We start from the raw sequence: 12,906 nt of genomic DNA, 5'->3' as shown, positions 1-12,906 counted from the left end.
TGCGGACTGGCCTTTTTTGTTTGCGCTCCCCCGGGGTCGAATTTACCCCTGCACCCTCCGGCTGCCGGCTGCCGGCTGCCGGCTGGTTTCCGGCGCCCGGCCGCCGATGGCCTTGGTCACTTCCCGGGCGGCGTCCATCACCAGGGCGCTGAGCATGGGAATACGTTCCCACTTCACCCGCACCGCCGGCCCCGAAATGGAAATGGCGGCCACCGCCTCGCCGTACTCGTTGTAGATATTGGCGGCGATGCAGCGCAGGCCTTCGAACTGCTCCTCGTCGTCCAGGGAGTAGCCCTGCTGGCTGATCTTGTTCAGCTCCTGCTCGAACTGACTGGGGGTGGTGATGGTGTGATCGGTGAAGGAGGCCATGCCGGTCTTGCGGATGATCTCCAGGGCCTCCTTACGCGGCATCACCGACAGCAGCGCCTTGCCCACGCCGGAGGCGTGCAGCGGCGAACGGCTGCCGAGCGAGACCACCATGCGCATGGTCTGGGGCGATTCCACCTGGCCCACATAGACCACGCTGTTTTTCTCCAGTATCGCCAGGTTGGAGGTTTCGCCGGTTTCCGCCACCAGCCGTTTCATGAAGGGCCGGGCCTGGGCGATGAAGTCCCGCTTCTTGAGGTAGGCGTTGCCGATGGAAAAGGCGTTGACGCCGATGCTCCACAGCCCCTGGGCCTCGTCCACGTCGACGAACTCATGGCTGCGCAGGCTGTTGAGCAGGCGGTGGGCGGTGGAGGGCGCCAGCCCCAGGCTGCCGGCCACTTCGGTCAGCGACATGCCCATGCCGGAAGCGGCCAGCCGCTCCAGCAGCAACAGGGCGCGGGACAGGGACTGCACCTGGGTGGCGCTGCTTTGCTTGGTGGTTTTCGGTTTTTTGTTCTTTATTTCTTCAGCCATGGGAAACCCGCGGAATACAGAGACCTGGCGCTATTGTAGGGTGAATTCGCCGCCAAGTCGCGCCGATGACCCGGTTATGGCGGCAGGATCACGCCCCGCCCCTGCGCTTTTTTCCGCACTGCAGCAAGGACATAGCCATCCAAACGTCTCGATTGCCAAATGGGACGGCTCTGCTATATTGCCGTCATCAGCCGACAAGGAGTACTCCATGATCCCGGACAGCAAACTGCCCGACCTGGGCATCACCATTTTCACCCGGATGAGCGCCCTCGCCGCCGAACATGGCGCCATCAACCTGTCCCAGGGCTTTCCCGACTTCGACGGCCCCGCCTACCTGAAGGAGCGGCTGGCCCACCATGTGGCGAGCGGCGCCAACCAGTACGCCCCCATGGCCGGCGTCCCGGCCCTGCGCCGGGCCATCGCCGCCAAGGTCCGGCTGCAGCACGGCCTGGAGCCTCATCCGGAGCGGGAGATCACCATCACCGCCGGCGCCACCGAGGCGCTCTACGCCGCCATCACCGCCCTGGTACGCCCCGGCGACGAGGTGGTGTGCTTCGATCCCAGCTACGACAGCTACGCCCCGGCGGTGACCCTGGCCGGCGGCAGCCTGGTGCGGCTGCCGCTCAGCCCGCCCGGGTTCCGGCCCGACTGGGCGCAGTTCCGGGCGAACCTGAGCCCGCGCACCCGGCTGGTGATCGTCAACACGCCCCACAACCCCACCGCCACCGCCTGGCAGGCGGACGACTTCAACCAGCTGTGGCAGGCCATCGCCGATCACGACATCTTCGTGCTGAGCGACGAGGTCTACGAACACATCTGCTTTACCCCGGCCGGCCACCTCGGCGTGCTGCATCACCCCAACCTGCGGGAACGGGCCATCGCCGTCTCCTCCTTCGGCAAGACCTATCACATGACCGGCTGGAAGGTCGGCTACGCCATAGCGCCGCCGGCCCTCACCGAGGAGCTGCGCAAGGTGCACCAGTACCTTACCTTCTCGGTCAACACCCCGGCCCAGCTGGCCCTGGCGGACATGCTCGAGGCCGATCCCGAACACTGGCGGCAGTTGCCGGACTTCTACCGGGCGAAGCGGGACCGCTTCGCCCGGGCGCTGGCGGGCAGCCGTTTCAAGGTGCTGCCGAGCCTCGGCACCTACTTCCTGCTGGTGGACTACGGCGCCATCAGCGAGCTGGACGATCTGGCCTTCGCCCGCTGGCTGACCGAGCACGCCGGGGTGGCCGCCATCCCGCTGTCGGTGTTCTGCGCCGGCCCCTTCCCCCACAAGCTGGTTCGGCTATGCTTTGCTAAGCAAGACGATACCCTGGACGAAGCGGGAGCCCGCCTATGCCGACTCTGAACCTCAGCCTGCTGCAGCAGCCCCTGCACTGGCACGACGGCCCGGCCAACCTGGCCCATTTCGACGAGCTGCTGGCCGAGCTGCACGGCCAGGATCTGATCCTGCTGCCGGAGATGTTCACCACCGGCTTCGCCATGGACGCCCCCCGCCATGCCCTGCCGGAAGAGGAGGTGATCGACTGGCTGCACGATCACGCCCAGCGGCTGCAGGCCATGATCGGCGGCAGCGTGGCGCTCGCTACCGGCCAGGGGGCGGTCAACCGCTTCCTGCTGGTGGATCCCCACCGCCGGGTGCATCGCTACGACAAGCGCCACCTGTTCCGCATGGCCGGCGAGCACGAGCTCTACCGGCCGGGCAAGGACAGGGTGATAGTGGAATGGAAGGGCTTTCGGATACTGCCGCAAGTCTGCTACGACCTGCGCTTTCCGGTGTGGTCGCGCAACCGCAACGACTACGATCTGGCGCTCTATGTGGCCAACTGGCCGGCGCCCCGGGCCCGGCACTGGACCGCCCTGCTTACCGCCCGCGCCATCGAGAACCAGGCCTTCGTGGCCGGCTGCAACCGGGTCGGCCAGGATCCCAACGGCCTGAGCTACAGCGGCAACAGCCTGATCCTCTCCCCCCAGGGCGAGGTGCTGGACAAGGCCGGCGACCACCAGGCCGCCGTGTTGCAGGCCGGCCTCAGCCTGGCCGAGTTGCGCGACTACCGGGAGCGCTTTCCGGCCTGGATGGACGCGGACGACTTCCGGCTCGAGTAGCGCCGCTGAGGCGATGGATGGCAAGAGAGCCGGGCCCAGGCCGGGAAGCCCGGTCGCCGGGCGCGCCCATAACGACAAAGGCCGCAACCGACAGCGTCGGTTGCGGCCTCGTTTTATTCTTGGCGGCGCCGGAAACAAAAAAACCGACTTAAAGTCGGCTCAATAATGGTCGGCGTTGCAGGATTCGAACCTGAGAAAACCCTCCGGTCCCGCTCATATTCAAAACACGGATGCGCTACCAGGCTGCGCTAAACGCCGGAAACAAAAAAACCGACTTAAAGTCGGCTCAATAATGGTCGGCGTTGCAGGATTCGAACCTGCGACCCTCTGGTCCCAAACCAGATGCGCTACCAGGCTGCGCTAAACGCCGTGTTGTTTGTGAAGCAGTGGTGCGAAGGGGGGGACTTGAACCCCCACGTCCGAAGGACACTAACACCTGAAGCTAGCGCGTCTACCAATTCCGCCACCCTCGCATTGTTTACTGCTTCCAGGCCTTGGCCTGAAACTGGGGTGACCGACGGGGCTCGAACCCGCGACAACCGGAATCACAATCCGGGACTCTACCAACTGAGCTACGGTCACCACATTTTGTCCATTACCAGATGGCGCGCCCGACAGGATTCGAACCTGTGACCTCTGCCTCCGGAGGGCAGCGCTCTATCCAGCTGAGCTACGGGCGCTCTGTATTTGGACGGAGCGAATACTAAGATTCTCCCCCCTGCCTTGTCCAGCATTTTTTTATAATAAAGTATCACCTGCCGCTTTTGTCATCAGAGTGCTGCTTTTTTTGGCTAAACTTGCGCAAGGCCCAAGGCGGAGCAATTGACTTATGGCGGGAAAGACCTACAATCCCCCAAAATGAATGAACGTTCATTCATGAGCAAACGGAACCGGACAATCCTGAACCTTATGTCGGATAAACGTGAACGCATACTGAATGCGGCAGAGACCCTGATCGCCCACTACGGATTCCAGGGCATGTCGATGCACCTGGTGGCCAAGCACGCCGAGGTGGCCACCGGCACCATCTATCGCTACTTCGCCAGCAAGGAAACCCTGTTGCGCTGTGTCCACGAGGAGCGCATGCGGGTGGTTTCGCTGGCCATCCAGAAAGACGTCGATCTCGGCCAGCCCGGTTACCCGCAGTTCCGCACCCTGTGGCTGAACTGTATCCACTACCTGCTGGACAACCCGGACTGCCTGCTCTATCGGGTGCAGTACGAAGCTTCCCCCCTGTTCGATCGGGAAGAGGACAAGCGGATGGACGATCGCTACTTCAAGCCTATTTTCGAGTTTTTCGAACGGGGCCGCGAGGCGGGGATCTTCCGGGATATTCCCGCAGAGCTGCTGGGCTTTTTGGCGCTGGAGAACCTGCTGCTGCTGTCCCAGAAGCACGCCAAGGGCTGCATCGAACTCAGTGAAGAGCTGTACGAACAGCTGATCGATGCCAGCTGGAACGCCATTCTAAAACGCTAACACTTAAAAACAATCGCGGGAGTAACCAAATGAAGAGATGGACCCTGTCCATGCTGCTGCTAGTGATCCTTATCTTCGGCAGCGTTATCGGCTTTAACCTGTTCAAACAGAAGATGATGGCCCAGTATTTCGCCAACATGCCGGTGCCCAGTTTTCCGGTCACGCTGACCGAGGTGGAAACCCGGGACTGGACCCCCAGCATCGCCGCCATCGGCTTTATCGAGCCGATCCAGGGCATCAGCCTCAGCAACGAGTCCGCCGGCATCGTCCGCGCCATCCACTTCGAATCCGGCCAGCAGGTGAACACCGGCGACGTGCTGGTGGAGCTGGACGCCGACGTGGAAAAAGCCAACCTGCGCAGCGCCCAGGGCCGCCTGCCCTCGGTGCAGGCCAACCTGGAACGGATGCGCCAGCTATTCGCCCGGGGCTCGGTGTCCAAGGGCCAGCTGGACGAGGCCGAGGCCAGCTATCGCGAACTGCAGGGACAGATCGACTCGCTCCGGGCCACCATAGAGCGGCGCACCATCCGCGCTCCCTTCGACGGCACCACCGGCATTCGCAACGTCTTTCTCGGCCAGTACCTGAACGCCGGCACCGACATCGCCCGGCTGGAGGACATCAGCCAGTTCCGTATCCGCTTCACCATTCCCCAGACCCGGCTCGCCGAGATCGAAGTGGGCCAGGCCCTGAACATCTTCGTGGATGCCTATCCGGACACCCCCTTCGAGGGCGAGATCACCGCCATCGAACCGGCGGTCAACCTGGAGTCCGGGGTGGTGCAGGTGCAGGCCAGCATCCCCAACCAGGACGGCAAGCTGCGCTCGGGCATGTTCGCCAAGCTGGACGTCAAACTGCCGCCGCTGAGCGAGCAGATACTGCTGCCCCAGCACGCCATCAACTTCACCCTCTACGGCCAGACCGTGTACGTGGTGGAAGAACAGCAGACCGACGACGGCGACAGCGTGCTGGTGGCCCGGCAGCGGGTGGTGGAAGTGACCGACCGGGAGGCCGAGTTCGCCCGGGTGACCAGCGGCCTCAACGCCGGCGAACGGGTGGTGACGTCGGGACAGGTCCGGCTGTCCAACGGCAGCCGGGTCCGGCCGGTAGACAGCGATGCGCTGGATACCCCCGAGTCCATTCCCATGCTGTAAGCGGAGAACCTCATGCGCTTTACCGATATCTTTATCCGGCGGCCGGTGCTGGCCGTCTCGATCAGCCTGCTGATCGTGCTGCTGGGGCTGCAGGCCCTGCAGAAAATGCAGGTGCGGGAATACCCGGAGATGACCAACACCGTTATCACGGTATCCACCGGTTACTACGGCGCCAGCGCCGATCTGGTGCAGGGCTTTATCACCCAGCCGCTGGAGCAGGCCATCGCCCAGGCCGACAACATCGACTTCATGAGCTCCACCAGCAGCATGGGCAGCTCGCAGATCACGGTGCAGATGAAGCTGAACACCGATCCCAACGCGGCCCTGTCGGACATTCTCGCCCGGGTCAACTCGGTGCGTTCGCAGCTGCCGCGGGAGTCGGAAGATCCCAGCCTGGAGATGACCACGGGGGCTTCCACCTCCATCATGTACATCTCCTTCAGCAGCGAGCGGCTCAACTCCTCCGAGATCAACGACTACCTGGAGCGGGTGGTCCGGCCCCAGTTCTACTCGGTGGACGGGGTGGCCAAGCTCAACCTGTTCGGCGGCTCCAAGTTCGCCCTGCGCATCTGGCTGGACCCGCTGCGCATGGCCGCCTACCAGCTCACCGCCACCGAGATCCTCTCGGTGCTGCAGGCCAACAACTACCAGGCCGCCGCCGGCCAGTCCACCGGCTATTTCATGCTCTACAACAGCGACATCAACTCCCAGGTGGACAGCACCGAGGCGCTGGAATCCCTGGTCATCGCCACCCGGGACGACGCCGTGGTGCGGCTGCGCGACCTGGCCCAGGTGTCCTTGGAGAAGAGTCGTGACGTGGTGCGCGCCCTGGCCGACGGCGAGTCGGCGGTGATCATCGGGGTGGATCCCACGCCCTCCGCCAACCCGCTGGACGTGGCCGCCAACGTGCGCGACATGCTGCCCGACCTCGAGCGCAACATGCCCGACACCATCAAGATGAAGCTGCTGTACGACGCCACCGACGCCATCAACGAGTCCATCTTCGAAGTGGTCAAGACCATCCTCGAGGCCTCGCTGATCGTGGTGGTGGTGATCACCCTGTTCCTGGGCTCGTTCCGGGCGGTGCTGATCCCCATCATCACCATCCCGCTATCGTTGGTGGGCGTGGCCGTACTGATGAACCTGTTCGGCTTCAGCATCAACCTGATGACGCTGCTGGCCATGGTGCTGGCCATCGGCCTGGTGGTGGACGACGCCATCGTGGTAGTGGAAAACGTCGACCGCCATATCAAGGCCGGGGAAGATCCCTACCGGGCCGCCATTCTCGGCACCCGGGAAATCGCCCTGCCGGTGATCACCATGACCATCACCCTGGCCGCGGTGTACGCCCCCATCGCCCTGATGAGCGGCATCACCGGATCCTTGTTCAAGGAGTTCGCCCTGACCCTGGCCGGCGCGGTGTTCATCTCCGGCGTGGTGGCGCTGACCCTGTCGCCCATGATGTGCTCCAAGCTGCTCAAGCCCCACCTCAACCCCAACCGCTTCGAGCGCGGGGTGGAGAACACCCTGGAGAAGCTGACCGAGCGCTATTCCGCCATGCTGGACGCGGTGCTGGGCAAGCGCCCGGTGGTGATCGCCTTCGCGGTGCTGGTGTTCGGCTCGCTGCCGGTGCTGTTCAGCTTCATCCCCAGCGAACTGGCGCCCAATGAGGACCGCGGCGCCTTCCTGATGATGGCCAAGGCGCCCAACACCGCCAACCTCGACTACATCGAGAACAACATGCGCAAGGCGGTGGAGGTGCTGAACCAGGACGATGCCATGAGCACCTCGCTCACCATTTCCGGTGTGCCCAATGCCAACCAGGGCCTGGCGGTGGCGGTGCTCAAGCCCTGGAGCCAGCGGGATGCCCAGAAAGCGGTGATCGAACGCCTGACCCCGCCGCTGCAGGAGATCCCGGCGGTGGCCATCAGCGCCTTCGAGTTCCCCGAGCTGCCCGGCGCCTCCAGCGGCCTGCCGGTGCAGTATGTGCTGACCACCCCCAACAGCTTCGAAAGCCTGTATGAAGTGGCGGCGGACGTGCTGCAGAAGGTGAGCCAGAGCCCGCTGTTCATCTACAGCGAACTGGATCTGGCGTTCGACTCCGGCACCATGAAGATAGCGGTGAACCGGGACAAGGCCGGCGCCTACGGGGTGACCATGCAGGACATCGCCGTCACCCTGTCCACCATGATGAGCGACGCCTACGTCAACCGGGTGGATCTGGGTGGCCGCAGCTACGAGGTGATCCCCCAGGTGACCCGTGAGCACCGGCTGAACCCGGACTCCATCAAGGACTACCATGTGCGCGCCCACAACGGCGACATGGTGCCCCTGGCCAACCTGCTGTCCATCACCATGGAGGCCCAGCCCCGCGCCCTGCCCCACTACAACCAGCTGAACTCGGCCACCATCGGCGCCGTGCTGACGCCGGGCGTGTCCATGGGCGACGCCATCGGCTTCCTGGAGCAGGAGGTCACCGCCCAGCTGCCCACCGGCTACAACCACGACTACCTGGGCGCCGCCCGCCAGTTCGTGACCGAGGGCAACGCCCTGTACATGACCTTCCTGCTGGCGCTGTTCATCATCTTCCTGGTGCTGGCATCCCAGTTCGAGAGCGTGCGCGATCCCCTGGTGATCATGGTGTCGGTGCCCCTGGCCATTTCCGGCGCCCTGATCGCCCTGGCCTGGGGCCTGGCCACCATGAACATCTATACCCAGGTGGGCCTGATCACCCTGGTGGGCATCATCACCAAGCACGGCATACTGATGTGCGAGGTGGCCAAGGAAGAGCAGCTGCACCGAGGCCGGGACAGGACGGAGGCGATCCGCATCGCCGCCCGCATCCGCCTGCGCGCCATCCTGATGACCACCGCCGCCATGGTGGCGGGCCTGATACCGCTGCTGTTTGCGGTGGGCGCCGGCGCCTATTCCCGCTTCGGCATGGGCATCGTCATCGTCTCCGGCCTGAGCATCGGCACCCTGTTCACCCTGTTCGTGTTGCCGGTGATCTACACCTTCCTGGCTTCCCGCCACAAGCCGCTGCCGGTGTTCGACGAAGAGCTGGCCCCCAAGGCGCTGGGCAACCATTGACCGGGTAAGTGCCTATGACAAAGGGCTGCCTCGCGCGGCCCTTTTGGTTTTTTATCGACCCGGACCGGGCCAGCGGCTACAGTGAAGCCCTGTTAGGGAACGACGATAGAAGGCCATGCATCACTCTTTCGGTTTCGATCTGCGGGCGCTGGAAGTGTTCGTACACATAGTGGACAGCGGCAATATGACCGCCGCCGCCGAACGGCTCGGCATGACCCAGTCTTCCATCTCCCAAAGCCTGTCCAACCTGGAAAAGAACCTCAACACCCGGCTGCTGGACCGCTCGGTCAGGCCGCTGGAGATCACCCGGGCCGGCCGCTTCTTCTACGACCGAGCCAGCCAGTTGCTGCAGGAAGCCAAGGCCACCAGCAAGGCCATGCAGAAGGGTCGCTTCGACAAGCTGCGCCATGTGCGCATCGCCCTGGTCGACTCCCTGGCCACCGCCGTGGGCAAGCCCCTGGCCGATGCGGTCAAGCGCCATACCGAGCAGTGGTCCATGACCACGGGCCTGTCCCACATGCACGGCGAGGCGCTGCTGTCCCGCCATGTGGACATCATCATCTCCGACGACGCCCTGATGGATTACCCCGAGCTGAGCCGCTACCGCATACTGCGCGAGCCCTTCGTGCTGGTGCTGCCCAAGGAGTTCGGCGGCGACAGCCGGCAACTGGGTACCCTGCTCAAACAGCTGGACTTCGTCCGCTACCCCGCCCATTCCCTGATCGGCCAGCGCATCGAACGCCACCTGCGCTACCGCCGGGTCGAGCCGCCGCACCGGCTGGTGATGGACAACAGCTACGCGGTGTTGTCGATGGTGGCCGCCGGCCTGGGCTGGACCATCACCACCCCCCTGTGCCTGTTCCAGAGCGGGATCTGGCTGCCCCAGGTACGCTGCGTGCCCATCCCCGGCGGCCATTTCTACCGCAACCTCACCCTGGTCACCCGCCGGGACGAGCTGCACGAGCTGCCCCTGGTCATCGCCTCCGATATCCGCCAGATTTTGCTGCAGGAATTTATGCCGGCCATGGCCGGGCACCTGCCCTGGCTGGGAGACAACGTCGAGATATGCGATCTATAACATTGAAAAATAAACACTATTTATAAAACTTATGGTGTGCCGGCCAGCGTGAGTGATGCTTGTTGAGCAAGGTTCTCACCCCGTTTTAGACTGACCCCCGACGCGAAAGACACGCAAGGAATGCAGCGGGTTGTCGGTTCGATGTCTGCCTGTCTTCGACCCAACGAACACACCACAACGGATGAGGGTGAGTTATGTCTGAGTTTGAACGTACCACAGCGGTCTCCTACGATTCGGTCTCCCGGGACTACCTGGAGAAGCGCCAGCTGAAGAAAGGCGCCGCCGGCTGGATCCTGCTGGCCGGCCTGGGGGTCTCCTACGTGATTTCCGGCGACTTCGCCGGCTGGAACTTCGGCCTGGGCCAGGGCGGCTTCGGCGGCATGCTGCTGGCCACCCTGCTGATGGCCATCATGTACAGCTGCATGGTGCTGGGGCTGGCCGAGCTGTCTTCCTCCCTGCCCACCGCCGGCGGCGGCTACAGCTTCGCCCGCCGGGCCTTCGGCCCCTGGGGCGGCTACCTCACCGGCACCGCCATCCTGCTCGAATACGCCATAGCGCCGGCGGCCATCGCCATCTTTATCGGCGGCTACGTGCACGAGCTGTTCGGCTGGGACGGCCCCCTGGTCTATGCCCTGTTTTACGCGGTGTTCGTCGGCATCCACCTGTGGGGCGCGGGCGAGGCCCTGAAGATCATGCTCGGCATCACCGCCCTGGCGGCGGTGGCCATACTGGTGTTTATTCTCGGGCTGATCCCCCACTTCCAGTGGGACAACCTGTTCACCATCGCCGTCAACCCGGACGCCCCGGGGGCCTCCGGCTTCCTGCCCCAGGGGTACATGGGCATCTGGGCCGCCCTGCCCTTCGCCATGTGGCTGTTCCTGGCGGTGGAAGGGGTGCCGCTGGCGGCGGAAGAGGCCGGCGATCCGGCCCGGGACATGCCGCGGGGCATCATCACCGCCATGCTGATCCTGCTGGTGTTCGGCGGCTGCGTGCTGTTCCTCGCACCGGGCGCCGCCGGTGCCGATGCGATGCAGGGGCACGGCGCGCCCCTGGTCGGCGCCCTACAGGCCGTTTACGGCGCCGACTCCCGCCTGGCCGCCTTCGTCAACCTGGTCGGCCTGGCCGGGCTCATCGCCAGCTTTTTCTCCATCATCTATGCCTATTCCCGCCAGGTGTTCGCCCTGTCCCGGGCCGGCTACCTGCCCCGCAGCCTGTCGCTGACCGGCAAACGCAAGGTGCCGACCCTGGCGTTGATCGTGCCCGGCATCCTCGGCTTCATCCTGTCCCTGAGCGGCGAGGGCGACCTGATGATCACCATGGCGGTGTTCGGCGCCACCCTGTCCTACGCCATGATGATGCTGTCCCACATAGTGCTGCGCCTGCGCGAGCCCGAACTGGCACGCCCCTACCGCACCCCCGGGGGCATCGTCACCACCGGCATCGCCCTGGTGCTGGCCGTCGTCGCCTTCGCCTCCACCTTCGTGGTGAGCGTGGAGGCGGCGCTGTGGTCGGCCCTCTTCTATATCTTGATGATCGGCTACTTCTTTTTCTTCAGCCGCAAGCGGCTGGTGGCCCAGGCGCCGGAAGAGGAGTTCGCCGCCATTGCCCGGGCCGAGGCCGAATTGCAATAACCCAGACGGACCCGGCCAGACCGGGTCCGGACGGCGCCAGAGTGAGTTTGGCGCCCCGACCGACAAGGAACCGAGGTAAGACACCATGCTAGACCCAAGACAGGTAACCACCGCCGAACAGGCCCGCCGGATAGTCGAAGAGCGCGGCCTCAGCCATGTCAAGGTGGGGATTTTCGACCAGGACGGCGTACTGCTCGGCAAATACATGAGCAAGGAGAAGTTTTTCTCGGCACTGGAAGGGGGCTTCGCCTTCTGCAGTGTGGTGCTGGGCTGGGACTCCAAGGATCAGCTGTACGACAACGTCAGCTACACCGGCTGGCACAACGGCTACCCGGACGCCCAGGTGCGCATCCTGCCCCACAGCTGCCGGGAACTGCCGCTGGAGGACAACATGCTGCTGTTCTTGTGCGAATTCGCCGGCGATGCCGAAGCCATCTGCCCGCGCGGCACCCTGCGCCGGGTGCTGGCCCTGGCCGACGAGATGGGATTCAGCGCCAGGGCGGCGCTGGAATACGAGTTCTTTATGTTCAAGGAGACCCCGGAGTCGGTGCGCCAGAAGGGCTTTCGCAACCTGGAGCCCCTCACCCCGGACTGGTTCGGCTACTCGGTGCTGCGCAACTCGGTGCACGCCGATCTCTATCACCAGATCATCGACCTGGGCGAACGGATGGACTTTCCCATCGAGGGGCTGCATACCGAAACCGGCCCCGGGGTGCTGGAGGCGGCCATCGCCGTCGACGGCGCCGAGCAGGCCGCCGACAAGGGCGCCCTGTTCAAGACCTTCATCAAGGTGCTGGCCCAGCGCAACAAGCTGATGGCCACCTTCATGGCCAAGTGGTCGAACGACTACCCGGGCCAGAGCGGCCATATCCACATGTCGCTGTACGACCGCCAGGGCGCCAACGTCTTCCACGATCCGGAGCAGCCCCACAACATGAGCCGACTGCAGCGCCACTTCATCGCCGGCCAGCAGCAGCTGATGCCGGAATTCCTGGCCATGATAGCGCCCACCGTCAACAGCTACAGCCGCATGATCCCCGGCTTCTGGGCCCCGACCGAGGCCACCTGGGGCGTAGAGAACCGCACCACGGCGCTGCGGGTGATCCCCGGCAGCGCCAAGAGCCAGCGAGTGGAATACCGTCTGGGCGCGGCCGACGCCAACCCCTACCTGGCGCTGGCCGCCGCCCTGGCCGCGGGCCTGTACGGCATCCGGCACCAACTGGAACCCGATGATCCCATCCAGGGCAACGCCTACGCCGAGCAGCAGCCGGAGTCGCGCCAGCTGCCGCGCACCCTGTGGGAAGCCGCCCAGCGGCTGAAGCGGTCGGAAGCCGCCCGGGAGCTGTTCGGCGATGCCTTCGTGGAGCATTTCGCCGCCACCCGGGAATGGGAAGAGCGGGAATTCCGCAAGCACATCACCGACTGGGAACTGGATCGCTATTTCGAAATCATCTGAGCCGACGGGAGC

The 12,906-nt window shown here is 64.5% G+C and carries 9 protein-coding genes and 5 tRNA genes; 8 read left to right on the top strand and 6 right to left on the bottom strand.

The window, feature by feature from the left end; genetic code table 11:
* Positions 1 to 42: 42 nt before the first annotated feature.
* Complete coding sequence (locus tag ACT7DK_RS00775; protein ID WP_445395356.1) at positions 43 to 900, bottom strand: IclR family transcriptional regulator; 858 nt, start codon at positions 898 to 900, stop codon at positions 43 to 45.
* Between the two features lie 208 nt (positions 901 to 1,108).
* On the opposite strand from ACT7DK_RS00775, the gene ACT7DK_RS00770 reads away from it, so the two are divergent.
* Together ACT7DK_RS00770 and ACT7DK_RS00765 are read left to right on the top strand one after the other, a co-directional pair.
* Complete coding sequence (locus ACT7DK_RS00770) at positions 1,109 to 2,254, top strand: pyridoxal phosphate-dependent aminotransferase (RefSeq protein ID WP_445395354.1); 1,146 nt, start codon at positions 1,109 to 1,111, stop codon at positions 2,252 to 2,254.
* Positions 2,242 to 3,012 carry an amidohydrolase gene (locus ACT7DK_RS00765; protein ID WP_445395352.1) on the top strand — a complete coding sequence of 257 codons (771 nt, stop codon included), beginning with the start codon at positions 2,242 to 2,244 and terminating at the stop codon, positions 3,010 to 3,012. Before ACT7DK_RS00770 ends, ACT7DK_RS00765 begins: the two co-directional genes overlap by 13 nt.
* 166 nt (positions 3,013 to 3,178) lie before the next feature.
* Here ACT7DK_RS00765 and ACT7DK_RS00760 read toward each other — a convergent pair.
* The 5 genes from ACT7DK_RS00760 to ACT7DK_RS00740 form a co-directional block, all read right to left on the bottom strand.
* Positions 3,179 to 3,270: transfer RNA gene (locus ACT7DK_RS00760), tRNA-OTHER, on the bottom strand.
* A 35-nt stretch (positions 3,271 to 3,305) separates the two neighbouring features.
* Positions 3,306 to 3,382 (bottom strand) — tRNA-Pro (locus tag ACT7DK_RS00755).
* A 17-nt stretch (positions 3,383 to 3,399) separates the two neighbouring features.
* Positions 3,400 to 3,485: transfer RNA gene (locus ACT7DK_RS00750), tRNA-Leu, on the bottom strand.
* A gap of 33 nt (positions 3,486 to 3,518) precedes the next feature.
* A tRNA-His gene (locus tag ACT7DK_RS00745) sits at positions 3,519 to 3,594 on the bottom strand.
* 21 nt (positions 3,595 to 3,615) lie between these two features.
* Positions 3,616 to 3,692 (bottom strand) — tRNA-Arg (locus ACT7DK_RS00740).
* Between the two features lie 229 nt (positions 3,693 to 3,921).
* On the opposite strand from ACT7DK_RS00740, the gene ACT7DK_RS00735 reads away from it, so the two are divergent.
* The 6 genes from ACT7DK_RS00735 (at position 3,922) to ACT7DK_RS00710 (ending at position 12,894) form a co-directional block, all read left to right on the top strand.
* Positions 3,922 to 4,488, top strand: a complete 567-nt coding sequence (locus ACT7DK_RS00735) for a TetR/AcrR family transcriptional regulator (RefSeq protein WP_445395350.1) — start codon at positions 3,922 to 3,924, stop codon at positions 4,486 to 4,488.
* A gap of 29 nt (positions 4,489 to 4,517) precedes the next feature.
* The gene (locus ACT7DK_RS00730; RefSeq protein ID WP_445395348.1) at positions 4,518 to 5,639 is read left to right on the top strand and encodes an efflux RND transporter periplasmic adaptor subunit; all 1,122 of its coding nucleotides are present in this window, start codon (positions 4,518 to 4,520) and stop codon (positions 5,637 to 5,639) included.
* 12 nt (positions 5,640 to 5,651) lie between these two features.
* A complete protein-coding gene (locus ACT7DK_RS00725; protein ID WP_445395346.1) occupies positions 5,652 to 8,729 on the top strand; it encodes a multidrug efflux RND transporter permease subunit in 3,078 nt (1,025 codons plus the stop codon).
* Between the two features lie 115 nt (positions 8,730 to 8,844).
* Positions 8,845 to 9,807 (top strand): LysR family transcriptional regulator, encoded by a 963-nt coding sequence (locus ACT7DK_RS00720; RefSeq protein ID WP_445395344.1) that lies wholly within the window; start codon positions 8,845 to 8,847, stop codon positions 9,805 to 9,807.
* 194 nt (positions 9,808 to 10,001) lie between these two features.
* Positions 10,002 to 11,438 (top strand): ethanolamine permease, encoded by a 1,437-nt coding sequence (eat, locus tag ACT7DK_RS00715; RefSeq protein WP_445395342.1) that lies wholly within the window; start codon positions 10,002 to 10,004, stop codon positions 11,436 to 11,438.
* An 85-nt stretch (positions 11,439 to 11,523) separates the two neighbouring features.
* Positions 11,524 to 12,894, top strand: coding sequence for a glutamine synthetase family protein (locus tag ACT7DK_RS00710; RefSeq protein ID WP_445395340.1), 1,371 nt, complete (start codon positions 11,524 to 11,526; stop codon positions 12,892 to 12,894).
* Positions 12,895 to 12,906 lie beyond the last annotated feature (12 nt).

Source organism: Zobellella sp. An-6, from assembly GCF_052487945.1.
The sequence above is the reverse complement of the archived record's forward strand: the minus strand, read 5'-3'. Positions and strand labels throughout refer to the sequence as shown.

Bases quoted from the DNA above. Each gene is read 5' to 3' on its own strand.
- ACT7DK_RS00775 (WP_445395356.1), bottom strand. From the start codon at position 900: ATGGCTGAAGAAATAAAGAACAAAAAACCGAAAACCACCAAGCAAAGC.
- ACT7DK_RS00770 (WP_445395354.1), top strand. From the start codon at position 1,109: ATGATCCCGGACAGCAAACTGCCCGACCTGGGCATCACCATTTTCACC.
- ACT7DK_RS00765 (WP_445395352.1), top strand. From the start codon at position 2,242: ATGCCGACTCTGAACCTCAGCCTGCTGCAGCAGCCCCTGCACTGGCAC.
- ACT7DK_RS00735 (WP_445395350.1), top strand. From the start codon at position 3,922: ATGTCGGATAAACGTGAACGCATACTGAATGCGGCAGAGACCCTGATC.
- ACT7DK_RS00730 (WP_445395348.1), top strand. From the start codon at position 4,518: ATGAAGAGATGGACCCTGTCCATGCTGCTGCTAGTGATCCTTATCTTC.
- ACT7DK_RS00725 (WP_445395346.1), top strand. From the start codon at position 5,652: ATGCGCTTTACCGATATCTTTATCCGGCGGCCGGTGCTGGCCGTCTCG.
- ACT7DK_RS00720 (WP_445395344.1), top strand. From the start codon at position 8,845: ATGCATCACTCTTTCGGTTTCGATCTGCGGGCGCTGGAAGTGTTCGTA.
- eat (WP_445395342.1), top strand. From the start codon at position 10,002: ATGTCTGAGTTTGAACGTACCACAGCGGTCTCCTACGATTCGGTCTCC.
- ACT7DK_RS00710 (WP_445395340.1), top strand. From the start codon at position 11,524: ATGCTAGACCCAAGACAGGTAACCACCGCCGAACAGGCCCGCCGGATA.